The sequence below is a fragment of the Desulfonatronovibrio hydrogenovorans DSM 9292 genome (assembly GCF_000686525.1).
GTDB classification, from domain to species: domain Bacteria; phylum Desulfobacterota; class Desulfovibrionia; order Desulfovibrionales; family Desulfonatronovibrionaceae; genus Desulfonatronovibrio; species Desulfonatronovibrio hydrogenovorans.
This window is the reverse complement of the sequence record NZ_JMKT01000011.1, coordinates 210,321-233,202: the sequence shown is the minus strand read 5'-3', so window position 1 is coordinate 233,202 and position 22,882 is coordinate 210,321. Positions and strand designations below refer to the sequence as shown.

The 22,882-nt window shown below is 46.9% G+C and carries 20 protein-coding genes; 7 read left to right on the top strand and 13 right to left on the bottom strand.

Annotated features, from left to right (window positions below; genetic code table 11):
* Positions 1–38 precede the first annotated feature (38 nt).
* Entirely contained in the window at positions 39–389 is a 351-nt protein-coding gene (locus P771_RS0110560) for a hypothetical protein (protein WP_028575122.1), read from the bottom strand.
* Positions 390–503: 114 nt separating this feature from the next.
* Between P771_RS0110560 and P771_RS17280 the strand changes: the two genes are divergently transcribed.
* The 3 genes from P771_RS17280 to P771_RS0110540 all read left to right on the top strand — a co-directional run bounded on the left by P771_RS17280 (position 504) and on the right by P771_RS0110540 (position 3,015).
* Positions 504–788 carry a 4Fe-4S binding protein gene (locus P771_RS17280; protein ID WP_051617267.1) on the top strand — a complete coding sequence of 95 codons (285 nt, stop codon included), beginning with the start codon at positions 504–506 and terminating at the stop codon, positions 786–788.
* A gap of 167 nt (positions 789–955) precedes the next feature.
* Positions 956–2,635: a DEAD/DEAH box helicase gene (locus P771_RS17275; protein ID WP_084301845.1), complete on the top strand. Its 1,680-nt coding sequence runs from the start codon at positions 956–958 to the stop codon at positions 2,633–2,635.
* Between the two features lie 134 nt (positions 2,636–2,769).
* Positions 2,770–3,015, top strand: coding sequence for a hypothetical protein (locus P771_RS0110540; protein WP_035244294.1), 246 nt, complete (start codon positions 2,770–2,772; stop codon positions 3,013–3,015).
* Positions 3,016–3,090: 75 nt separating this feature from the next.
* On the opposite strand, the gene P771_RS17270 is transcribed toward P771_RS0110540, so the two are convergent.
* A complete protein-coding gene (locus P771_RS17270) occupies positions 3,091–3,681 on the bottom strand; it encodes a DedA family protein (protein ID WP_051617266.1) in 591 nt (196 codons plus the stop codon).
* A 296-nt stretch (positions 3,682–3,977) separates the two neighbouring features.
* On the opposite strand from P771_RS17270, the gene P771_RS0110530 reads away from it, so the two are divergent.
* The gene (locus P771_RS0110530; RefSeq protein ID WP_028575120.1) at positions 3,978–4,184 is read left to right on the top strand and encodes a hypothetical protein; all 207 of its coding nucleotides are present in this window, start codon (positions 3,978–3,980) and stop codon (positions 4,182–4,184) included.
* A gap of 54 nt (positions 4,185–4,238) precedes the next feature.
* Here the strand turns inward: P771_RS0110530 and P771_RS0110525 are convergent, their stop codons facing one another.
* Complete coding sequence (locus P771_RS0110525; RefSeq protein WP_028575119.1) at positions 4,239–5,027, bottom strand: lysophospholipid acyltransferase family protein; 789 nt, start codon at positions 5,025–5,027, stop codon at positions 4,239–4,241.
* A gap of 206 nt (positions 5,028–5,233) precedes the next feature.
* Between P771_RS0110525 and P771_RS0110520 the strand changes: the two genes are divergently transcribed.
* The 3 genes from P771_RS0110520 to P771_RS0110510 all read left to right on the top strand — a co-directional run bounded on the left by P771_RS0110520 (position 5,234) and on the right by P771_RS0110510 (position 7,928).
* Positions 5,234–6,577, top strand: a complete 1,344-nt coding sequence (locus tag P771_RS0110520) for a M48 family metalloprotease (RefSeq protein WP_035244353.1) — start codon at positions 5,234–5,236, stop codon at positions 6,575–6,577.
* A gap of 91 nt (positions 6,578–6,668) precedes the next feature.
* Entirely contained in the window at positions 6,669–7,061 is a 393-nt protein-coding gene (locus P771_RS0110515; protein ID WP_035244351.1) for a DUF3568 family protein, read from the top strand.
* A gap of 60 nt (positions 7,062–7,121) precedes the next feature.
* Positions 7,122–7,928 carry a hypothetical protein gene (locus P771_RS0110510; protein WP_035244349.1) on the top strand — a complete coding sequence of 269 codons (807 nt, stop codon included), beginning with the start codon at positions 7,122–7,124 and terminating at the stop codon, positions 7,926–7,928.
* A 79-nt stretch (positions 7,929–8,007) separates the two neighbouring features.
* Here P771_RS0110510 and P771_RS17265 read toward each other — a convergent pair whose 3' ends face one another.
* The 10 genes from P771_RS17265 to P771_RS0110460 form a co-directional block, all read right to left on the bottom strand.
* A complete protein-coding gene (locus P771_RS17265; RefSeq protein ID WP_051617263.1) occupies positions 8,008–9,063 on the bottom strand; it encodes a glycoside hydrolase family 26 protein in 1,056 nt (351 codons plus the stop codon).
* Entirely contained in the window at positions 9,035–10,627 is a 1,593-nt protein-coding gene (locus P771_RS17260; protein WP_244147316.1) for a glycosyltransferase family 2 protein, read from the bottom strand. Before P771_RS17260 ends, P771_RS17265 begins: the two co-directional genes overlap by 29 nt.
* 102 nt (positions 10,628–10,729) lie before the next feature.
* Entirely contained in the window at positions 10,730–13,993 is a 3,264-nt protein-coding gene (locus tag P771_RS0110495) for a tetratricopeptide repeat protein (protein ID WP_161635966.1), read from the bottom strand.
* 5 nt (positions 13,994–13,998) lie between these two features.
* Positions 13,999–14,541, bottom strand: coding sequence for a tetratricopeptide repeat protein (locus P771_RS0110490; RefSeq protein ID WP_028575114.1), 543 nt, complete (start codon positions 14,539–14,541; stop codon positions 13,999–14,001).
* 89 nt (positions 14,542–14,630) lie between these two features.
* Positions 14,631–14,960: a tetratricopeptide repeat protein gene (locus P771_RS0110485; protein ID WP_161635965.1), complete on the bottom strand. Its 330-nt coding sequence runs from the start codon at positions 14,958–14,960 to the stop codon at positions 14,631–14,633.
* 165 nt (positions 14,961–15,125) lie between these two features.
* Positions 15,126–15,563: an ATP-binding protein gene (locus tag P771_RS0110480; RefSeq protein WP_028575112.1), complete on the bottom strand. Its 438-nt coding sequence runs from the start codon at positions 15,561–15,563 to the stop codon at positions 15,126–15,128.
* 3 nt (positions 15,564–15,566) lie between these two features.
* Entirely contained in the window at positions 15,567–15,914 is a 348-nt protein-coding gene (locus tag P771_RS0110475) for an STAS domain-containing protein (RefSeq protein WP_028575111.1), read from the bottom strand.
* Between the two features lie 35 nt (positions 15,915–15,949).
* Positions 15,950–17,119: a PP2C family protein-serine/threonine phosphatase gene (locus tag P771_RS18365; RefSeq protein WP_051617262.1), complete on the bottom strand. Its 1,170-nt coding sequence runs from the start codon at positions 17,117–17,119 to the stop codon at positions 15,950–15,952.
* Positions 17,112–21,620, bottom strand: a complete 4,509-nt coding sequence (locus P771_RS18360; RefSeq protein WP_051617261.1) for a PAS domain S-box protein — start codon at positions 21,618–21,620, stop codon at positions 17,112–17,114. Before P771_RS18360 ends, P771_RS18365 begins: the two co-directional genes overlap by 8 nt.
* Positions 21,621–21,717: 97 nt before the next feature.
* The gene (locus tag P771_RS0110460) at positions 21,718–22,641 is read right to left on the bottom strand and encodes a diguanylate cyclase (protein ID WP_028575110.1); all 924 of its coding nucleotides are present in this window, start codon (positions 22,639–22,641) and stop codon (positions 21,718–21,720) included.
* Positions 22,642–22,882 lie beyond the last annotated feature (241 nt).

The window sequence follows — 22,882 nt, the reverse complement described above, 5'->3', positions numbered from 1 at the left end:
CAGCTGTTCAGCAAAAATCCTTAAATGATGTCCCAAAGCTACTTTTTCTCCTTGATCAGGTTGTCCACCTTCATCATGCAGGCAAAATCCCTGGCCATATCCGGAATACCCTTCCGGTATTCATCCTTTTCCCTTTCCTGCACATAAAGGCATAGACTGTTATTGCTGTTCATGCCCAGATAAAGGCTCCTTTTGGCCACACAGGTTTCTTCGGTCAAAATGGCTTGTCCTGTCTTGGAAAAAAAGGGCAGGGCATATTCTGCTTGCTCGGCAGTCCACTGATAAATTATACTGTCCTCATTTTCTGGAACCATGTCCTTATACTTTTCCTTCCACGGGCAGTTCTGGAATATCTCGGTCAGGACCTTTTCTCCTTCTTTTCTATTCATGTTCTTGTCCTCTGAGTTTAAAAACTGTGGATTGTTTTTTGTAATTTTATCGCTTGCCAAGGTTTTGTCTTGAGATTATGTATTAAAATACACATTGTTTAACAAGGGAAAAAAATGAATTTTGTCAATGACAATAGTTTTCCTGAGCTTCCACTAATCGTTCACGTCCACCTGGACCGATGCGACGGTTGCGGATTCTGCATGGACGTCTGCCCTACCCAGGCTCTGAAAATAATCCAAAGCCGCCGGAGACCCGGCAAAACCACTGCCTGGGTTGATCCTGCCAAGTGTCACGGATGCGGAGTCTGCCAGGCCACCTGTCCCAAGGAAGCCATCATGCTTCCCGGACTTGGGCCCGATGACCTGAAGATGTATATCTCTCAAGCCATCAACGGATGATCCTCAAGGTTACTTTCTTTTACCACCCCGGACTTTTTTTAGCCATAACCAAAAAGCGCACCCTGGACCATTCCGGCTTGCAGTACCATTTTAAAGACTCGACCTGGTCGCTGCATGCTGTTTCTTTTTTACATCCCTAGCAACATTTACCCAATCAGGATTCAATAATGAAAAGTATTAAATTCGACAGCCTTGAACTTTCAGAGCAGACCCTTAGAGGGATTGAGGAAATGGGCTTTGAAGAAGCCTCTCCCATTCAGGCCAAGTCCATCCCCTCCATACTTCTGGGCCGAGACATCATCGGGCAGGCCCAGACCGGTACCGGCAAGACAGCGGCCTTCGGGATTCCGGCCCTGGAAAAAATCAATCCCCAAAACAGGGCAATGCAGTGCATGGTTCTTTGTCCCACCAGGGAGCTGGCCATCCAGGTTGCAGGAGAGCTGAACACTCTGGGCAGGCATCACCAGGGTCTGGTAGTACTTCCTGTTTACGGAGGTCAGCCCATAGAGCGCCAGATCAAGGCACTTCGCCAGGGAGCCCAGATAGTTATCGGAACTCCGGGACGGATCATGGACCACATGTCCAGAAAAACCCTGAAGCTGGATCAGGTCCGGATGGTGGTCCTGGATGAGGCTGATGAGATGCTTGACATGGGCTTCAGGGATGACATCGAGTACATCCTGGGCACTGTTACTCAAAAGCCCCAGACCATTTTCTTTTCAGCCACCATGGCCCCTGAAATAATGCGGCTGGCCGAAAGATTCCAAGACAGCCCCGAACTGGTCAGGATCTCCCACAAGAGACTCACTGTTCCCGGTATTGAACAGTTTTTTTTCGAAGTTCACAAGTCAAACCGGCTCGAAGCCATGTCCAGAATAATCGATTTTTACAACCCCAAGCTGTGCATAGTGTTCTGCAACACTAAAAGAGGGGTGGACCAGATCGTCCAGCACCTTCAAATCAGAGGTTATCTGGCCGAAGGATTGCACGGAGACATGAACCAGAACCAGAGGGACAGGGTCATGGCCAAGTTCCGCTCCGGACAGGCTGAAATCATGGTGGCCACGGATGTAGCTGCCAGGGGGATAGATGTGGACGACATTGAAGCTGTGTTCAACTACGATATTCCAAATGACGTGGAGTACTATGTCCACCGCATCGGACGAACTGGCAGGGCCGGCCGGACAGGTATGGCCTTCACCTTTGTTTCGGGCAGGGAAATGTACAAAATTCGGGATATTCAACGATTCACAAAGTCTAAGATCATCCAGCGCCGCGTTCCAAGCATAGGTGATGTTGAACAGGCCAGGACTGAGAAATTTCTGGGGCTGATCAAAGAAACCATCACTAAAGGCGGCCTGGAAAAATACCTGCGCCTGGTGGAAAATTTCACAGAAAAAGAAGAGGACTCTTCATCAGTTGAACTGGCTGCAGCCCTTTTGAAGATGCTTATGGGACCAGGCGAAGACAAGGCCCCGGTTCAGGACATCCCCACCTCAGAAGACACAGGCAGCCACCAGGGTATGATCCGCCTGGTCATCAGCATCGGAAGGGCGGACGATATTGCAGTAAAGGACGTGGTGGGGGCCATAGCCGGCGAGACCGGACTGCCGGGAAGACTGATCGGCAAGGTTGAAATCAGGCAAAGACAGTCATTTGTCCAGGTTCCTGAAGAGTATGCCTCCAATGTCCTTTCCACCATGAACAACAACCAGATCCGGGGCAAGAGAATCACTGTTGAAATTGCTGGACCCAGGGATGACTTCCAGCCCGGCCAGCGCCAGAAAAACAAAAAACCATCCTTTGGCAAGGTCCGGTCCGCCAGGACAGCCAGGAAATCAAGATAATATCGCATTAGTTACGCAAACAATTGCCAGGGTATTTCCGGACACAATTCTTCAAGGAACACTAAAGTTTCACCTCCAGCCGCCGATGAAGTACATAACGCAGGGATGAAAGAGAATAGTCAAAGGAGGCAAAAATGAGTATCAGTCCATTAAGCCCGGCCAGCCCGGAAACATTGAAGACCGTGGAAAATGAAGCAAGAATCCGTAAGGGCCAGTCCAATGCTGAGGAAATAAAAAATCTGCAAAAAGCCAGGCTAAACCGTCAGGCGGTTCAGGACCCCAGCCTTGTTTCCAAGATCGTAGCCCTGGAAAGCACCATGGTCTACAATTCCAATGCTGAACTGGTTCAGGCCATATCCCCTTCAAGCCTGTCTTCATGATGCAGGATTATAATTCTGGCCAACAGGCCATAAATTCAAAAAATATACTGTTGGTTCAGCCTGTAGAGGACCGGGCTAACTGTTCCGGTCCTCCTTTTCCTGTACGTCCCTGACCATCCGCTCACTGATCCTCCTGACAGCAAGGTATGCTCCCAAAAGCAGAAGTGCTGCCACAGTAAGCCAAGTATAACCTTCCAGACCCAATTCAAGATAATCAAGATAGGACCTCAGTCCCAGAACCATCAAACAGAGCATGGTATTCCAGGCCAGGGTTCCGCTGAAGGTCAGGGTGATAAAGCGCCAGGCAGACATACGGGACAATCCGGCCGGGATTGAAACAAGGCTTCTGAAGGTTGGCAGCCACCTGCCAAAAAAAACAATCGGACCGCCCCATCTTTCGTAATAATAATCAATATCGTCCAGATCCGAAGTCTTTAAAAGGATTTTCTTACCGTGGCGCTTTATTAATTCCTTACAGCGCCTGGCTCCAACCATCCTGGCTCCAAGATAAATGGCTGTAGATCCCAGGGTCCCTCCCAGGCTGATGACCAGGATCGTGAATATAGCTGAGACGTACGAAGCACTCACGGTTTCAAACATGACAAAAACCACGAATTCCGGGGCTGTCACCATGCTGAGTAAAAATCCCAGTACAAAAACATTCATTCTTTATTCACACCTGATGCTATTGTGATTTAGAAATAAGCGGGACCAGCCTGCTGATCCTGGCTGCCCGAACAACCTCTGCTGACCATCTCCATCAGTTCAAAAAAATCTCAAACAGTTACAAAATAGTATCCAGCCAGTCCGCCATAGATTCCAGGAACATATACCAGAAAATCCCAAGAAAACGAAGTAGATCTGAGTAACTGTTATTTTAAATAATCGAGTATTGCAATTGAACCTGGAGGGGTTTATTTCTGAAATAAACTGCACAACCGGACAACAAAAAAGGTGGGGAAATGAGTGACAGAAAACTGCATCTTAAAAAAGCCGAAGAAAGTCTTTACGCTAGTCTGAGCTCCGAAGGAGCCAGTGATGAGCAGCTTAAGGCCAGAATCCTCAAGGCCATCAGCGAAGTCCAGACCGCCCTGGAGATAATCAGACAGCGGGAAAAGAACAAATACCATCATGATTCCGGTGAGGACGAAGACATGTGGGTGGGTTAGTGTCCACTTTCTGGATGGCAATCATACCCCCGCCACCTGCTTGATGTTGACCTGTCAGTCACGTTCCAGCATCTTCATGCTCTGGCTGTAACAGTCCCTGATCATCTGATAGGACTGACGTACCAGCTCTTTTCTGTTGCCTGATTTAGCTGGGAGTCTATTAAAAATACTGACCTCCACTTCAATATCATGATTATTGAACAATCTGATAATATGAGGCAGGAATTTGACCCCGCCGTGGAAAAATACCTGATCCTTGTTTTCCCGGCTCAAGGATTGTCCGTTGATCTTCAGGTAATTCAGGCAGACCGGAATCACGTCTGCCCCGGACTTTACAGCCGCCTCAAAAAGGGCCGGCCTGAACTGCAGCACTCCAGTTCCGTCCGAGGTCCGGGCCTCAGGGAACAAGGCGATCAAAAAACCAAGTTTAATAATGTCAGCTACCTTGCCAATCTCCTTCCTCAGAAAAGAATAACTCCGCCTTTCAACAAAAACTGTCCCTCCCAGCTTGGATACATGGCCAACAAAAAACTTCCGGGAGAGTTCAACTGAGGAAATAAAAAGCATGGGTCTAACTGCAGCCAGCACAAAGACATCAACATACGAAACATGGTTGGCCACCAGAAGGCCACTACCTGCAAGCCCATCCCCCTGGGAAAAATCCCTGACTCTGAACTTGACTCCCATAATCCAGAGCAGGATCGGGCTGAACAGTGCCGTGTTTTTGGTTATGCGGGCATATCTCTTTTCACCTTTTGGATAAAAAATCAGGGTCAGCATAGAAACAATGAAAAAGATCACTACCAGATAAAGCGAGGCTAGAATTTTGAACACGACTCTCATCGTTACCATCCTTTTGAACCGGGAATTAATCAGCCTTTCTTAAAGAAGTCTGGTCAGCACTGCAATAAAAATCGGGCTGGATTTATTTATCAAAAACAAAACCTAGCTTCTTGCAATGGTCAGGTGTTTACCTTAGATTAATTTCTTCAAGAATCGGGTCAGGTATTCATTTTGGCCTGATCAACCATAACCTGAGAGATTCCTTCATGCCTAACCAAACCAGATTGACTCAGCTCAGCCATTCCTTTTCAGATCGGTTCAGCCGACGGGACTTTCTGTACCTTGCAGCCGCTGCAAGCATAGGACTGTGCGCAGGTTGCGCAGTTAATCCTGTTACAGGAAGACATGAAATCCTGCTTATGTCAGAAGCTCAGGAAATTAACGTGGACAGGCAGAACTCACCCCACCAGATATCCGCTGACTACGGCATCACCAGGGACAAAGCCCTGAATGACTATGTTTCCCATGTTGGTCAGAGCATTGCCCGGAACACCCATCGCGCCCACATGCCCTACTCCTTTAACACCCTCAATGCCCCTTATGTAAACGCCTATGCTTTTCCAGGCGGAACCATAGGCATTACCAGGGGAATCCTTCTGGATCTGGAAAACGAGGCTGAGCTGGCCTCCCTCATAGGCCATGAAGCCGGGCATGTCTCGGCCCGCCATACCAGCCAGAGGATGACCAGGGGACTTCTGGCTGCAGTGGTTTTAAGCGGTGCATCCGTTGCCGCAGGCTCTCAGGTGGGAGACCTTGTGGCCGGCCTGGGAGGCATTGGCGCAGGAGCTCTGCTGGCCGGATACAGCAGAAATCAGGAACGGGAAGCCGATGCCCTTGGTCTGGAATATATGGTCAAGTCCAACTACAATCCTGAGGGATTTGTCGGGCTCATGAGCATGCTCAATGAAATGTCCGGCAAAAATGAAAGCTCCATGGCTGTACTATTTTCAACTCATCCTATGAGTAGCGAAAGGTATAGGACTGCCCTGAATGATGTTGAAACACGGTATGCTGCACATAAAAAAACAAATCCGGTTTTCAGGGAAAGGTATATGGATAATACTGCCGGCTTGAGAAAAATAGGCTCAGCCATTAAGGCCATGCAGGACGGAGACGGGGAAATGATGAAAGACAATCCCGGGAAAGCCATGGAACATTACCAGAGATCTCTGCAGACTGCGCCTGACGACTATGCCGGAAACCTGAAAATGGCCAAATGCCACTTGGCCTTGAAAAACAGCAGACAAGCCCATGACTTCGCTTTAAAGGCAAAAGAAACTTATCCGGAAGAGCCTCAGGCATCACATATCCTCGGTATGGCCAATTTGCAGTTGAGGAACTTTGAACAGGCCCTGGCCAGGTTCGACGAATATGAAAATTCCCTGCCAGGCAATCCCAACACCACATTTTTCCAGGGCTTTTCTCTGGAAGGCATGGGCCGCAGGGAACAGTCCGCCCGAAAATATTATGCCTACCTGCAAAACGTCTCCCAGGGTGAGTATGCAAGGCACGCCCACACCAGACTGCAGGAGTGGGGATACCTGCAGTAAAGGCAGAAGTCATCCCGGCTGCATGACCATTTTTCCGGCTATCTTCCAGAATCTCAATGTGCTACTGACCTTAACAATTGTGGAGAATCAAATGAAACCATTACAGCAAACGATTTCCATTTTTTTGATTACAGTCCTGTGCCTGGGTCTGGCCGGATGCTGGTTTGCAGTGGGCGGGGCAGCTGGTGGCGGGACTGCAATTTATTTCAAGGGCCGGCTCCAGGAAAATATCAGCCGCAATATGCACCAGGTGCATGAGGCGTCCCTGGCTGCCCTGCAAACCATGGAGATGGCTGTCCTGGAGCAGGATAAAAAAGTTGACTCAACCAGCATCAGGGCCCAGTACCCTGATGGGACCAATGTCTGGATCAACACCAAATATCTTTCTACCAACACCACCCAGGTCAGGATTCGGGTCGGAGTTCTTGGAGACGAACCCAGATCCAGAAGGATATGGGAAGAAATAAGAAGACACCTACCTTAGTAGCAAGCCCAAATTTACCTCGATAACCTTGATTTGAAACAAGAAAAAACGGTCTTGAAAATGACTGGAAACGACCACAGAACGGAAAAACGGCTCTCGATACAATCTGCTGTGCTGCCCTTTCTTGGTTCCAGAGAAGAGGACTATCAGCCTTTTCAATACATCATCCAGGACTTCAGCCAGAACGGTGTGCGCATTGCCATTCCTGCCTGGGTGCAAAGCAGAGAAAGACTGTACCAGGACGACCAGGTCAACCTGCATCTGCCCTATAAATTCAAAGGTCAAAGCCGGAATCAGGGACAGATTGCATGGGAGAAATGGGAGGACGATCTGGACTCTCAGATATGTGGTATCGCGCTGAACAAAAGCTTTCCTGAAACATATCCGGTCTTTATTGCCCTGGACACAAGAGAGGTCGTAATCGATCTGGCCCGTTTCAGCACACCAGAAAAACTCCTTTTACTGGTGCTCAAGGACTGCGTCCTGCTTAAAAGAGGAATGCTCATATATCTGAATCATTTAACAGCGTACTTTACCAGGCTTACCGAATTCAAAAGAGAAGAATACACACTTTTCCGCTTAAATGTGATCAACGATATAAAGCTTGGCCTGGAAAAAAACCTTGAATACCTGAACAAAACTTATCTGGCTGCAATGGCAATGGGCAGTGACCACGAAGAGATACTTGGAAGGCTGGACATTGACGAATTAAGAAAAAGCATTGAGTCCGAATTATATATAGATCTCTTCAGTTCAGTGCTGTCTCTTGAGTCAGCAAACAGGTATCTGAGGGCCCTTAAAACCTTGGAAAAAAAGAGTTATAATAATTACAATACTATGGTCATGCTTTATCTTCAGAATCTTTAATGGCGGACTGCTTAATATGCAGCCGGATACTTGATTTTCTACGTTTTTATTTATACAGATCAGCGGTAAAAGCTTGCTCTTAGTTTGCATTGGCTTGTTGGATCTGGTTGTCGCCTAGACTGCCTGTGCCAATGATCTCAAGAATTGCAGGATAATACTCGGAATCAGCAAATCCGGTAAATCTCCAATCCTCTTCCTTGTCAGCATGAAACCAGATGATCCCGTCAAGCTCCCACTGGCCTGCAGTCGCAAAGGCTTCCCAGACCCAGGCCTGCCAGTCTCCGCCCTGGCGTACTGATGCGGTTTCAAAGACATACAATGGCTTGCCTGGGTTGATTTGTCTTAATTCCAGAAAAATATCCTGAAAGATCTCAGCAAAGGAAAGCCATCTGCTGCTCCAGCCATGTTCATCAATTGTCCTGGTCGTGCCCCAGTTATAACCATCCATACCCAGTATATCCACATAGTCGTCACCTGGGTAATAGTTCTGGGCTGTGTTCCAATATGCATGCGCATCGTATTTAGGACTTGGTACAGATTCATTATTGGGGCAAAAGGCAAATAAGGCATTCTCAGCACCCTGTTGTCTGAAAACCTCTACCACATGTCTGAAGAGCTTTGCATACCTCTTGGGACTTTCTGGCCCATATTCTTCAATGGTTCCACCCCAATGATATCTGGACAGATTCATCTCATGAGCGAATCGAACGATTACAGGTTTACCCATGTCTTTGATCCTGCCAGCAAAGTACTCGATGTACCCGTCATACCTGCCCCTGAGAATTTCATCAGCCGGTATCATGTGCTCTGTCATACCCTCATAGTACATGGGCTCCCAGGTAAGCACAGGAACTGCACCGAAATCATGCACATCCTTAAACGTCTGGGCAGGAAAATTGATTTGTTTTGGATCCTCAGGCCACTGCAGGAAGAAATTGATGAAAGTCACTGGCAGCCCCATGTCCATTTCTAGTTCATGAAAAAAAGAAGCTGATGTGGGCAAACCTTCCAAAGCCAGACCAAACAACACTTGACCCTTCTGATCAATCTGACCATCCCTGCACCCGGGAAGCAGAAAGAAAATCATCAGGAACACTGAAAGGATTCTAACCCGCCTGATATAAAGACTGACCATCAGAACGGCTCTCTTCAAGAGGATGATTAAAGTATACGGCTGCTGATAAAATCAGAAAGTGGTAAAAACACCAGAACGCATTAACACTTAAAGCCAGTATAAGCTCACGTTCAAAATAAATCCGCATTCCGGCCCAGACCATGGCCACTAAACATAGTGAAGCAAGGCCGATCTGTGCCCACAGGGCATACATGGGCAAAGCCAGGCTTCTGCCTTTGGGTGTGGTTTTAAATGTACCTCTGTATCCTAGCACAGCCAGAAAAGACGCTTTCATATAAACTGGAAAACAGATTGCCTGAAGGAGAACTCCGTTGATCACTTCAGAGACACTGTAGTGCCTCTGTCCCAGAGACCAGATGAACAGACTGAAAGTCAAAATAATGTACGGAACATAAAACACGAAATAAAGCTCTGGCCTGGCAAAATAGGTGGGAATGTTGAACAGGATAAACAGACAGGGTGAAATCACCAGAATCATCAAGACCCAGCCCACAAAATAATGTGTCCCGGAAAGCATGTATTCCCACCATTTATAAATTGGAAGCTCCAGCGGATTTCTCAGGAAACGGGCAATAATTGTCCTGAAAAGTCCTACAGTGCCCAAGGCCCAGCGAAACTGCTGCTTGAAGTATCCCCCCAGATCCTCAGGGCCATCTCCAAATGCGCTGACTCTGTTCAAGTACGCAGAACGCCATCCCTTAACATGGAATTTCAGGGATGTGGCAAAATCCTCAGTTACCGATGATTCGTCAAAGCCGCCTACATCTCTGAGGGCTTCTCGTCTGAATATTACATTTGTCCCGCAGCAGAACATGGCGTCCTGCATACTCTTGCCCTCACAAATGTACTCGTAAAAAACAGCCTGCTGAAGACCGGAAGCCCTGGCCACCCTGTTAAACTCGAAGTTACTGTAATACTGGGGGGTCTGGATGAAAGCCACGGTTGGATTGGCCTCCATCCGAGAGACAAGAGTTTCCACAAAATCAGGAAACGGATTTTGATCTGCGTCAAAGACAATAATATACTCTTCCTGACCGGGATTGACCTGCTGTGCCTGGTCAAAGGTCACAAACTCAAACCCTTCCGGAGGATTTCCGTCAAGAAAGCTTAAAAAGTCATTTATCATTCCCGCCTTGGCACCGCGCCACCTGCGTCGGAACAGATTGACGCCTATCCTTTTACACAGATCATTGATCTGCTCCCGATAAAGCCTGGCTTCTTCAGGATCCCAGCCTTTAAGATCATATCTGGTGTCGTCCAGAAAATATATGCTCTTGTTTGGGTAAGTAAGGTTGTAAAAACTGATCAGGGTATCTTCGACAACATGGAGCGGCTCCTTGTATGAAGAGACAATTATGGCCACAGGCGGGTACTCTGTCAGCTCCATGGACTTGAGCCGTTCTTCAGAACTGTCTTGCTGTTCTGCATTGACCACCCTGAACAGATTCAGAAAGTATCCAAAACCATGGGTCAGTACAAAGACCTGGGCCATAAGCAGAAAAAAACCAAATATTTTGTCATACCAGGCATAGTCAGCAATAATGAACAGTACAGTTCGTACCATCAGATACAGCACAATGGAAAGAAGCGTAACCGTAACCAGTATCAGCTTCGCTTTACTGAACAATGATCGTTTTGTTTTATCCATGTTCATCCTTAACTGCTCTTAAAACCTGAAAAACAGTCCCAACTCACCTGCCAGAGCTTGCCACTCCCTGGAATGGTGCCACATAGCCTGAGTCTGCACACCGAACCAGTCAGTAACTTCCCTTTGCCAAAGTCCCTTAACCTCGACTGAATCATTATTGTCCTTTTCAGTTCCCAAGGTAAGTTTCAACTCGTAAAAATGCTCTCTGGCGCCGCAAAAAAAAGCTTCAGCCAAATCATGGCGAAATGCAAAAGTAAGGGCTGCTCCCCAGTAATCCTGAGGAGTCCAGTACGGATGTTTGAAGTCATTCTTGATTGAGCACTGCACATTTGTTTCCGGACATGCCTGATATTCTTTGGACGTATCCCTGTACCGGGCCGAAAGAATAGTCTTGAACTGGCGGGGATGATCTGTGAATGCATAGCCAATTTCACCACCGTACTTATAGCCGTGATTGTTATCGTTGTAGTCAATATACTCGGCAACCAAACTCAGATCGAGCTTTCTTGAAGGGTATACATCCAGGTGAGCCTTGTACCGGTCTGAGTAAATACCTTGTGCCAGGGCCGTGACATTAGACATCTCCTGTCTTTTTTCATAGCCAACGGTCAGTGCAGCATAATTATCAAAGTTAACCCTCATATCCAGATATCCGGTGCTGATATCCTCAAGACTGACCTTAAAGGAATCCTCAGCAGCAGATCCTCCTGCCAAGTCTGAGAATCTTCTGACTTTAAGATCGCCATCATATGATTTATGAGTGATCCTGCCGGAAAAAATAATATCTGGACCTGTTACAACATCACCCTCCAGGCTGAGCCCTGAAGCGTGAACCATTCTTCCATATTTTTGTGGGGACTCCATGTATTTGTGAGTGATTAGCCTCAGACTGTGTCTGCAGAAAAATGGTACCTCCACTCCCAGATCAACGCTGTGCCAGGTCATTCTGGCCAGATCTCCGCGACCCTTCTCTTTCCAAAAGGCATATCCACCGAAAATTCTAGGGCTGGAACGGATCTTTTGCCTTTCCAGAGCCTTGCCAGCCTGCCCGTGAAGAGGCTCAAGCCGTAACAGCTGCTCATACACCTCCCTTTCCTGGTCGCAAAGACTTAGACTGCAATTTACCTGGGCCAGGTCAAACAAAGCTTCCTGGTTTCCCGGATCAAAGCTGGTCAGCCTCACAAGCTCGCGTCTTGCCGGAGCAAAACGCCTGTTCCAGACCAGATCCTTGGTCTTTTTTTCCAAAACAGCTCTTTTCTGGTTAATGTAAACAGGATTCAGGTCATGCTTGATTTGCTCAATATCTGAAACAATCTGTGCATCAAGGCCGGATGAATTTTCTTCATACCAGCCAATGAATTCTTCATAGCCTTTGACCACCAGACCCCGGTCTGCTGTTGCGGCAAGTGTTTCCACTGGCTTTGCAGGCAGATCACCCCCTGGCGATCTGACCATATTTTCAAGCCGCTGCAAAAGCATCTCATCCACTGATGGGGTATATATTCTCTGGTACAATTCGTTTCCCAGGCTGGCCATTTTACCCCAATATGCAGTCCTTGCGGCCTCCCTTAATACAGTTGCATTGTCAGGGTTCTGCAGAAGAAGAACATTGTAGGCAGCAATAGATTCCTGATATTGCCTTGACCAGGCCAACACCCTGGCCCGGGTCAGGCCAAGCTTATAGTTATCTGGAAATTCATTCGCCAGAAATCCAATTATATCAAGACTTTCTGTATACCGGCCCGTTGCTGGAAGAACTTTTGCCAAGCCAATTCGGGCCGGAAAAAACCTGTGATCTTGCACAAGAGCCGCCTCAAAACAGGTTGTTGCCTCACCAGAATATCCATATTTTGCCAGAGCATGGGCCAGATTCATTAGTCTGGAAGGATCATTTTCCATGTTCAGATAATGGTCCAGGAATCCAAATAGAGCAGATGGATTGTCCTTGTGCAGAATTACTTTAGCCAAAGCATATGCTTCTGAGTCAATCCCCACTTGGGACAGATAACCCGCTGCTTTTTCCCTGTCATTCTGTCGGATTTTAAGAAGAGCCAGCCCAATCAGCGCCTCAGACTTGAGTTGATTTTCACCCAGGGCCTTGGCAAACAATTGTTCCGACTCCTCAAACCGTCCAGACTCGTAATATGCCCTTGCTCCAGGAATAATCATTAATCTTTTCGGTCCATATTGAAACAAAAAATCGTTAGCATCCGCGGAAGCGCGGGCATAGTCTTTCTCCTGCAGACCAAGATTGATCTTTTCAGTCCAGGCTTGAAAATACGTTTCAGACCCTGTCAGGTTCAGCCGGATGACCCGGTCAAGCCAGGCCCGGCCTTCCACAAAACGCTGCTGAGCAATGAGGCTTTTGGACAGAACGAGCATGAGCTCAGGATTATCTGGATCATGATTGAGTGCCTCTCTGACAATGGTTTCTGAAGCATAATAATCTCCCCAGACCAGAGTCCGTTCAGCAAAAATCAGCCTGACCCTTTGCTTCTCAGCGCCGTCCAGAAGGTCAATGGCGGTTAGATACATATCCCTGGACCGGGCAAAGTGCCCCAGTGAAGATGCAATATCCGCCATTACAAGCCACGCATCAGGATCAAAGGGTCTGTTCCGGACATAATCCTCTGTCAGCTGTGTAACCCTGACTCGATTCCCCATTAAAGCTTCAAGACGGATCTGCAGCAGGTCAACTTCAGATGAATCAGCCTGGATTCTTCGCAGGTTGCTTATCAGCTGTTCAGCTTTCCTTAGACTGTCAAGGCTGCCATGTCTGATAAGCAACTCCGCCAAAATAAATCTGGCTTGCGAGTCTGAGATGGCTTCGCTGGCAGGGACAATGGAATCATCAATACCTTTTTTCTCATGCTGCATCCTTGCCGGTGCATGTACCGATGATTCTGAGGCGCGCACACCAGGCCGCGAACCACCAGAAAGAATCCTGTCCTCCAGGTAATATGCACGGAGTATCAAAGCTTCAGAAAACACTTCTGCAATCTTCTTTCTTAAATCATCGGCAGAACTGTACTGCCTGAACAGTCCAGCCCGCAGGGCAAAAAATGGGGGATGATCTTCAATTCTCAGCTTGTCAATGTCTTGGGGAAAGAAGTCAAGATATCTGTCCAGATTCTCTTCAGCTTTTTCTAGCAGTTCATAACTGCCGATCTGAACAGTAAAGTAAGGTGAGGGATCATCAGCCCAAGCCATACCTGGCATGATGCACCAGATCCATCCGGCGACAACCCATGGTTTCAGCCTGGTGAGCACAGATCCGCCCATAACCATCAATCCTCTAGGGTCCTTTCCAGCTCAATAATGGCCTCATCAAATCTTTCAGCCCAAACAAGGACCTGGGCGTACCTTCTCCGGACCTGAACATCGCTGGGCAGTTCATCCAGGATTATTTGATACTGGTTCAGGGAAGCATCGTAATCACCTTTCCAGCTGAGCACCTGGGCCAGCTTGAACCTGGTTCTGTGATCTCCAGGATTTTTCACCAGATGATCAAGATATATATCTGCTGCAGCAACATATTGGTTTCGAGCCAGGTAAATTTCTGCCATTTCCAGCCTGGCCTCAGGTGTCAAATCCTTAGTTGGGATCGATGAGAACACTTTTTCGGCTTCATCAGTATCTCCCTTCCAGAATAATACCCTGGCCAGCTCAATTTTTGCCTCAAGCTGGTCCGGCCTTTCTTTCAGAACTTTTCTGTACTGAATCTCAGACTCAGCATATCGCTCAGTATAACTGAGCAGCCTGGCAAGCTCCCACCTGGCCTGCCAGTCAGGAATCTCTTCAAGAAAAACTCCCTGCACAGCCCCGGTCATTCCTCTATCCTGTGCTGTCCAGCCCGGCAAAACAGCCAGTAGAAACACCGACCCCAATAGCATTCCCAGTATATTAAATATTTTCACCATCAATCTCCCAATGCTTGATAATATAAATCTATCGCCTGCGAAAATCGCTGATCTCTAGACAGGATCCGGGCCTTCCAGAGCAGGGCAGTTCGAAATTCAGGACGTTGCTCAAGAACCTTGGCCATGAACTCCAGGGCCATGTCTGTCTGGCCTGCAAGAGAATAGGCATCGGCCAGTTTGATCAACACATTCAAATCTTCAGGAACCATGCTGCTGAGATCGGCATAGGCAAGCAAGGCCCGATCATATTTTTCCAGAGCCATGTAGATATCACCAAGAAGATTGAGTTTTGCGGAATCAGCCCCTCCTGCAGTGATGGAACTTGCCATTTGCTGCGCAGCCTGATGATAGTCCTGCTTTAAAAAACTCTTTTCTGCCTGCCTGTACTTCACAATATCCTGGTTTACCATCATAAAAAACCAGGGAGTAGCAAGCAGCAATGTGCAGAGCAAAATGCCGTATAGCAGGTACTGACGACTTTTCTGAGTCAACAATTACTTACCCCGGTCAAATTCTTTCTTCATTATCAAATGATTGATTCCGTCCAAAGAAGAATACTCAACATGGTCCATAATCTCGTTAATCAATGGAATACCTCTGCCCCCTTCCTTTACTTCTTTAACATCCCTGCAAGTACTGAATCCTTTTTTATCCAGAAAGCCAGGGTCCATTTTTTGTCCCTGGTCCTGCACAGTCACCACCAGATCCTTTTCATTTATCTGCAGTTTAACTTTAATAAGATAACCGGTCTCTCCGCCATAGGCATGGCGAATGCTGTTGGAAACCGCCTCTGTCACTGCAAGATCCACCAGATAGATCAACTCCTGATCAGTAAAAAGTTCAGATAAAACCCCTTTGAGTGCGCATCCCATAAGACGGACATGGTTCTGACAAGAAGGGATTAAAAAGGTGATGTTTTTTCCTGTATGCAAATTTCACCTTGTTTCGGATAGTGATGACACAGCCTGACTTTCGCTGGCATGTATCTCAAATACCCCTTTGTCCAGCTTGGTTATGGAGAAAAGCTTGCCCACGTTTAGGTTTACTCCGAACACCACCATCCTTCCCTGTCTGGAAACTGTTTTTAATGTTGACAAAAGGGCTGATAAACCAGAGCTGTCCATAAACTCTACCTCACTGAGATCTACGGCAATCCTGACATGATTGCGATTAATGTAGTCTACCATGGCGCCCTTTAAAACAGATGCATTCCCGTAATCCACTCTTTTAGCTAAAGGCTTTACTATCAGAGCCTGACCTACTTGCCTGACTTCAATATCCACTTTTTCTCCCAGAATAACAGTTAATTAAGAAACATTCATCCAAAAGTACGATCATGAGCTGCAACTAGACCCCTGACCAGGAGAGCTGTCTGATCGTCTAAAATGCCGACCATTCCTGGAGCTTCCCGGGCCACCCTTGCCGGCAGCTCGCCAACCTTAAAAGAATCTTCACCAAGCAGCCTGGAGCACAAATCACGAAAGGGCTCAAAACCGAACATTTCCAGCCCCTGGACAAGGCATTCATAAACACCGTCAGTGTACATCAGAAAAGTCCAGTCACCTTGAACCGAGATCTGGCCTTGTTCGTACTCACCATCAAAAACTCCAATTAAAGGGCCGGTCGGTTCGATCTCCTGAAAGCCCTGTTCGTCAAGAAAAAACGCGGGACAATGTCCGGCATTTACATATTCAATTCTCCTTGCTTCAGCATCAATATCCGCTATGAACAGGGTGATGAAGTCACCCTGATCGCCAAGGGTCTGCCTGACCTGATTGTTGAGGCTGTTGACCAGTGTGGGCAAAGATACTTGTCTGAACTGGTCAATATGAAAAAAAGTTCTGACCATGGCCATAATAAAGGCTGATCTGGCACCATGTCCTGAAACGTCTGCAACAATACACCTGAGTCCGCCCTGTTCCAGGGGGACATAATCGTAATAGTCTCCACTGGCCAGCCCGGAAGGGATGTATACTCCTTGAGCAAACAAGCAATTGGAGACAAACGGACTGGAGGGGAGGATCAGGGCTTGCAGCTCATTCATAGCCTGAAGCTCGTAAGATAGGTCGGCATGAGCTCTTTGCAGATCCCTTTTTACCTGAAGAAGTTCCAGATGAGTCTTGACTCTAGCCCTGATAATCGGGGCCTGGTATGGCTTTATGATATAGTCTACCGCCCCCAGCCCCAACCCTAAAGTTTCATCCTCTACCGTAGCCATGGCTGTCACAAATATCACCGGAATCTCAGCAGTGCGTGGTTCTGACTTAAGTATTCTGCAAACCTCGTATCCGTCCATACCCGGCATCATTATGTCCAGCAGAATCAGGTCCGGCTGCGGGTCTTGCTGAACAACCTCTAAGGCCTGAGATCCGCTTTTGGCGACAAGCACCTGGTAGTCCTTTTCCAGAATTTTTCCCAAAACATTCAGGTTCAACGGTGAATCATCAACAACGAGCAGTGTTGGCTGAGGCTTTGGTTTATCATTCATCTCGGCTCACCTGGAAGTTTTGCTGGAAAAGTTTTTCAAACTCCTGCAAACTTTTTTCAGCTTCCTTGAATTCGAACTCCAAGATGCTGTTGCCAAGCTGGTCAACAACCGAAGCATAAACCCCATATCCAAAGTTTTCCTGAAAAAAACTGACGATACTTGTTGCCTCTAAACTGTGCTGCCTTAAACTGTCTTTCAAAGCAGTAATATTCTCAAGCACTTCTGACAACACTGGTCCACTGGATTCCCTTAGTGGTCTTAATTTCTCTATGGGAATAAGCTCAAGACCGGATGCAATCTCTTCCAGAGCATTTGCAATTTCCTGGATCTTAGCTGTCGCAGATCTACCCCTTTGCATCGAATCCTCAAACTCCTTACAGGCATCAAACAGCCTTTTGGCTGAAATATTTCCAGAGACGCCCTTTAAGGCATGCACCAGTTTTCCAGCCTCTTCAGTATCGCTGGAAACCAGGTACTCTCGTAGCTTTGCAGGAAGGTCTGAATAGTCAGTGACTGTACTGTGAATCAACTTGGCAAAAAGCAAAGCGTTCCCTCCAAGCCTAGCCAGCCCACTTGAAACGTCTATCCCGGGCAATTCATCGGGAAATTGAATCCCTGTCGACCCACTATCGGCTTGAGTAAAATGGTCACCCTGTGCTGCCTGCCCTGTCCACTTCTGAATTGTAAGATACAATAAACCCTGGTCTATTGGCTTGCCAAGGTGATCATTCATGCCCGCAGCCAGACTTTTTTCCCGATCCTCGGTCATAGCTGCAGCAGTCATGGCAACTATGGGCAGACTCGAGCTAATTTCCCTGATGGCTGCAGTAGCTTCAAAGCCATCCATTTCTGGCATTTGAATATCCATAAGCACTAAGTCAAAACTCTGTTTTTTTACCTCTTGCACTGCCTGCCTGCCATTCTGCACTACATGGACTTCAATCCCGGCCTGTTCAAGAATTTCCCTGGCCACCTGCTGATTAATCTCATTATCTTCGGCCAGCAAAACCCTGATTCCTTTAAAAAACAGTCCAGACCTGGCTTTATCAGACTCCAGAGATGTACCAATGTTCTGGCCATACCCTACACCAATAATGACGTTGAATAAAGCTGAAGAAGTGACTGGTTTGACCAAAAATACATCCAGATCATAGCCTGCTGCTTGTTCCATAACTTCTTCCTTGTTACCGAACGAAGTCAGTATTATACAGGGTTGCCTGCCCAGACCAAACTCCTGTTCTGCCTGGCGAATAAGCCGACCTGTCTGGATGCCGCTCTGATCTGGAAGATCCCAGTCAATAACAATATAATCGTAACCCCTTTCATGGTTCGCCAGGTCTTTTACCCTCTGCAAGGCCTCTTGACCTGAGGCTGCTTCATGAAAATTAAACCCCCAGGACGCAAACATCTCCTTCAGAATCTTTCTTGATTTGCTGATATGGTCCACCACCAGAACCCTGCACTCGGTCAGATCGCAGGAGTCAAATCTGTACTCCCTGTCATCAGATATTCCCAAACGGGCCGTAAATGAAAACACACTTCCCTTGTCTGATTCACTCTTGATCTGGATGCTGCCCCCCATCATGGTCACCAAATGCTGGCTGATGGTCAGCCCTAGGCCAGTCCCTCCATATTTACGGGTAGTTGAAGTATCTGCTTGGGAAAATGCCTGGAAAAGTTTTTCCTGTTCATCCTTGCTCAGACCGATCCCGGTATCCCTGATTTCGAATCTTAAGACAGCACGATTATTATGTCTGCTTTCAACTCTCACTCTGACTTCAATCTCACCTTCATGGGTGAACTTAACTGCGTTACTCATGAGGTTGGTCAAAACCTGTTTCAAACGCAGTGAGTCTCCAACAAGTATTCTGGGCACATCAGGCATGACCCGAAAATAAACCTCCAGACCCTTGGATTCGATGCTTTCATGAAACAAAACTGAAACCTGCTCTATAATACGATCAAGATTAAATTCGTGTTCATCCAGATCCATCTTGCCAGCTTCAATCTTAGAGTAGTCCAGGATATCATTGATTATTCCCAGAAGCATTTTTGAAGAACTCTCAATTTTGCTCAGATAATCCTTTTGCCTTGGATTCAGGTCAGTCCTTAGTGCCAGCTGACTAAGACCTATGACAGCATTCATGGGCGTACGAATTTCATGGCTCATATTGGCCAGAAATTCGCTTTTTGATTTACTGGCGGCTTCTGCTGCCTGACGGGCCTTTTCAGTTTCCTCCCTGGCCTTTATTCGATCGCTGATATCCCGCAAGCTGCCAACAGCATGCCACTCACCGTCAAGATCAAACGCAGCAACTGATCTTTCTACGTCAATCCACTCTCCATCCTTGCGTCTGGCCTTGAACTCCAAAACATTATCAATTACTGGTCCTCTGCCGGATTCAGCAAACTCTTTCATCCCGCTGACAAGCTTCTTAAACTCATGTTCGTCAGCCACCAGCTTATGAACATCCTGGCCCATGGCTTCTTTTTCCGAATAACCAAAGAGCTTTTCAGCAGCCAGGTTCCAGAATGTAACCGTGCCTTTGGAGTCAACCATGATCAAGGCATCCAGGGAAGCCTGGGTCATGGTTCGAATTTGCTTTTCACTGCGCAAAATTGCTTCTTCAAATTGCTTACGCTCAGTAATGTCCTGGATAATGCACCAGATCATTTCCCGGCCTGAACTGTCCTTGATGAGCATCCCGTTCAAAAGAACAGGGTACCGTTGACCGTTCTTACTGATGTATTCCTTTTCATAAGGTCCAAAATATCCGGTTTCCCTGAGCTGTCTGATCTGTTCCATCTCCTGGGGCTCATATTCTTTGGGAGTAAGATCCCAATAACTCAACTTCAGGAATTCATCTTCATTATATCCTGTGCTCTCCAGCAGGGACCTGTTGAAATCCAGCCATTGTCCAGTAGCCATATCGTTGAGACCAATGCCTATGGGAGACATTTCAAAAAGTCCCCTGAACTTAAGCTCATTGTCTTCAAGGTGTTTTCTGGCCTCAATCTCTGCTGTAATATCAAGACCTGCTCCCCTGTATCCAGAAAATTCACCTTCATCGTTAAAAACAGGTACTTTGGTCACCCTCTGCCAGACAATGCTTCCATCCGGACGCATAATCTTATGCTCCAGGCTGGAAAAAGATTCCCTGCTCTCAGCCTTTCTTGAAAAAAAATCAGCAACCTCCCTGCCATCCTCCTTGTCAATAAAATCATACGGTGATTTTCCAATTATCTTATCCAGGGGCCTTCCCAGGACATCGCATATCTTGTCAGTGGCAAAAATATAAACCCCGCCAGCATTGGTTTCCCATATGTATTCACCAGCGGCTGAGGAGACATCCCTGAAACGCTGCTCACTTAAGCGCAGGGCCTTTTCCGTTTCAATCCTGTCTGTAATATCCCTGGCCGCTGCATATATAAGATTTCCATGGGGATGAGAACGCCACTCAATATACTTATAGTTGCCCCTTTTATCCTTGTAACGATTGACAAAGTTGAGAACATTACTGTTGTCTTTAAGTCGGGACATTGACTTTACAGTGCCTGCAATATCATCAGGGTGGACAAAATCCAGAAAATGTCTGCCTTCCAAATCCTGAACCGTGTACCCCAGTACGTCTTCCCAAGCCTTGTTCAGCTTTATAAATCTACCCTGAAGATCAGCAATACACAAAAGATCCAGGGAAACATTGAAAAAACCTTCCAGCTCTTTTGTTTTACTGGCCAGTTTTTCCTGGATCACCTTTTGTTCTGAAATATCAGTTATAAAACCGTGCCATAAAACAGAACCATCATTCTCTTTCATTGGCAATGCACTGCCCATGAGCCACTTTTCTTGACCGTCCCTGCTAAGAACCCGGTACTCAGTTTTCCAGGGTTCCAGGGTTTCTGCTGATAATTTTATTGAGGATGACACTCTGTCCAAGTCGTCAGGATGCAGGGTCTTAAATACCGCAGAAGCATCCGCCTCAACCTCATGGGGTTCAACACCGTAAATACTTTTCATGCCTCTGCTGGAATAGGGAAAACAGGAAGTTCCGTCAGGATTGAGCTTATATTGATAAACCACCCCCGGGATCTGGGATGATATCATTTCCAACTTTCTATGCACTTCATCGGCCTTGCTCTGGGCAATCTTTGTTTCTGTAAGATCCCTGAAATGAGCAAGGAGGACTTTGTTTTCCTCCAGCTCCGCCAGGATTACCGTGACCAGCACATTTATCAGTTCTCCAGACTTGGTCCGGTGCAGGGTTTCAAAGTCATCCCGCCCATTTTTCATGATATTCTGAACATGAGCCTCAATGTCTTCCTTGCTCTCGTTGGCTTCATAGTCTGATATGGACAGGGCTGCGAACTCCTCCCGAGTGTAGCCAAGGTTTTCGTGAGCTGCTGTATTGAATTCGATGGGAAGTGTACTTTTCGGATCGATGAGAACGATTCCGTCCGGGGACAGGTGAAAAATCTTTTTGTATATGTGATCTGTGACCATATAATCTCCAGGGTCGGGCAAAATGAAAAAAAACTGCGGCGGCTGGTTATGCAGCAGCACCTTACTGATTATAACTCAAGAATACTGACGTATTAGATCATATTCCAGAATGAACCTGATTGCGGCCGCTTTTTTTGGCCTTGTACAGTGCCTTATCAGCTGTCAGCTTAAGATGTTCTGGATTATTCATTGCCGACTCACTGGAGTGAGTGGCCGCTCCAAGACTAATGGTCACCACCGGAGCGATGCTGGAATACTCGTGCACGATGGCTGTCTCAAAAATAGCCTGTCTCAAATGTTCTGCAACATGGACAGCTCCTTGAGGGTCAGTCTCAGGCAGCAAAACAACAAATTCTTCTCCTCCATATCGAGCCAGCATATCCATGGGGCGTGCCAGGGACTGTGACAACACTCTTGCTACCCTCCGCAGGCACTCGTCACCTGCCCCATGACCATAGTTGTCATTATAGGCCTTGAAGTGATCAATATCCAACATTACAAGAGACAGGGGCAGAGCGTTTCTCTGAGAACGTGCCCATTCCTTTTCAAGTTGTTCATCAAATGAACGACGATTAGGAATATCAGTCAGACCATCACGCATAGAAAGCCTCTCCAAAGTGTCAGTTTTTATCTTCAGATTCATGTGGTTTCTTAGTCTGGCCCTGACAATCATTGGGTTGAAAGGCTTGGAAATATAGTCAACCGCACCGAGGCTGAACCCCAACTCTTCATCTTCTGCCGAGTCTCTTGCAGTTACAAACACAACAGGAATATTATTGGTCTGTTCATTGGCCTTGAGTCTCCGGCAGACTTCATACCCGTCCATTCCAGGCATCTCAATGTCCAAGAGGATCAGATCTATCTCATCATCTGTACTGACGATCTCCAGGGCACTTTCGCCCCTTGTAGCAACTTTGACACTATACTCAGCTTTCACAATGTTGGCTAAAGCATGGATATTGGCAGGCTGATCATCAACAATCAATACTGTTCGGTTTTCTTCAAAAAGACTAGACTTCATTTGATTTCTGGTCCTGTAATGCTGGCCAAATCCTGCAGCATATATTTTTTTTGAATTACTATTCAAATTGTTTTTTCAATAATGTGCAAGCACAAAAATGGAACTTATTAAGTGGTTATTATACTTTTGCCACAACCAGCTGTTCATGGCTTCAGAAAAAGATCATCAACATCAAATGTGTAACCGCTGCTCACTTTTTAAATATCCACATGCAACGTCTGGGAACCAACAAAAAAACAGG

What these genes read in the sequence shown, in the direction of transcription:
- P771_RS17265 (WP_051617263.1), bottom strand. Translation starts at nt 9,063, where the DNA reads ATGGTCAGTCTTTATATCAGGCGGGTTAGAATCCTTTCAGTGTTCCTG.
- P771_RS0110490 (WP_028575114.1), bottom strand. Translation starts at nt 14,541, where the DNA reads ATGACCGGGGCTGTGCAGGGAGTTTTTCTTGAAGAGATTCCTGACTGG.
- P771_RS0110460 (WP_028575110.1), bottom strand. Translation starts at nt 22,641, where the DNA reads ATGAAGTCTAGTCTTTTTGAAGAAAACCGAACAGTATTGATTGTTGAT.
- P771_RS18365 (WP_051617262.1), bottom strand. Translation starts at nt 17,119, where the DNA reads ATGAATGATAAACCAAAGCCTCAGCCAACACTGCTCGTTGTTGATGAT.
- P771_RS0110520 (WP_035244353.1), top strand. Translation starts at nt 5,234, where the DNA reads ATGCCTAACCAAACCAGATTGACTCAGCTCAGCCATTCCTTTTCAGAT.
- P771_RS17270 (WP_051617266.1), bottom strand. Translation starts at nt 3,681, where the DNA reads ATGAATGTTTTTGTACTGGGATTTTTACTCAGCATGGTGACAGCCCCG.
- P771_RS18360 (WP_051617261.1), bottom strand. Translation starts at nt 21,620, where the DNA reads ATGGTCACAGATCACATATACAAAAAGATTTTTCACCTGTCCCCGGAC.
- P771_RS17275 (WP_084301845.1), top strand. Translation starts at nt 956, where the DNA reads ATGAAAAGTATTAAATTCGACAGCCTTGAACTTTCAGAGCAGACCCTT.
- P771_RS17280 (WP_051617267.1), top strand. Translation starts at nt 504, where the DNA reads ATGAATTTTGTCAATGACAATAGTTTTCCTGAGCTTCCACTAATCGTT.
- P771_RS0110485 (WP_161635965.1), bottom strand. Translation starts at nt 14,960, where the DNA reads ATGGCAAGTTCCATCACTGCAGGAGGGGCTGATTCCGCAAAACTCAAT.
- P771_RS0110540 (WP_035244294.1), top strand. Translation starts at nt 2,770, where the DNA reads ATGAGTATCAGTCCATTAAGCCCGGCCAGCCCGGAAACATTGAAGACC.
- P771_RS17260 (WP_244147316.1), bottom strand. Translation starts at nt 10,627, where the DNA reads ATGGTACGAACTGTACTGTTCATTATTGCTGACTATGCCTGGTATGAC.
- P771_RS0110525 (WP_028575119.1), bottom strand. Translation starts at nt 5,027, where the DNA reads ATGAGAGTCGTGTTCAAAATTCTAGCCTCGCTTTATCTGGTAGTGATC.
- P771_RS0110510 (WP_035244349.1), top strand. Translation starts at nt 7,122, where the DNA reads ATGACTGGAAACGACCACAGAACGGAAAAACGGCTCTCGATACAATCT.
- P771_RS0110515 (WP_035244351.1), top strand. Translation starts at nt 6,669, where the DNA reads ATGAAACCATTACAGCAAACGATTTCCATTTTTTTGATTACAGTCCTG.
- P771_RS0110530 (WP_028575120.1), top strand. Translation starts at nt 3,978, where the DNA reads ATGAGTGACAGAAAACTGCATCTTAAAAAAGCCGAAGAAAGTCTTTAC.
- P771_RS0110495 (WP_161635966.1), bottom strand. Translation starts at nt 13,993, where the DNA reads ATGGGCGGATCTGTGCTCACCAGGCTGAAACCATGGGTTGTCGCCGGA.
- P771_RS0110560 (WP_028575122.1), bottom strand. Translation starts at nt 389, where the DNA reads ATGAATAGAAAAGAAGGAGAAAAGGTCCTGACCGAGATATTCCAGAAC.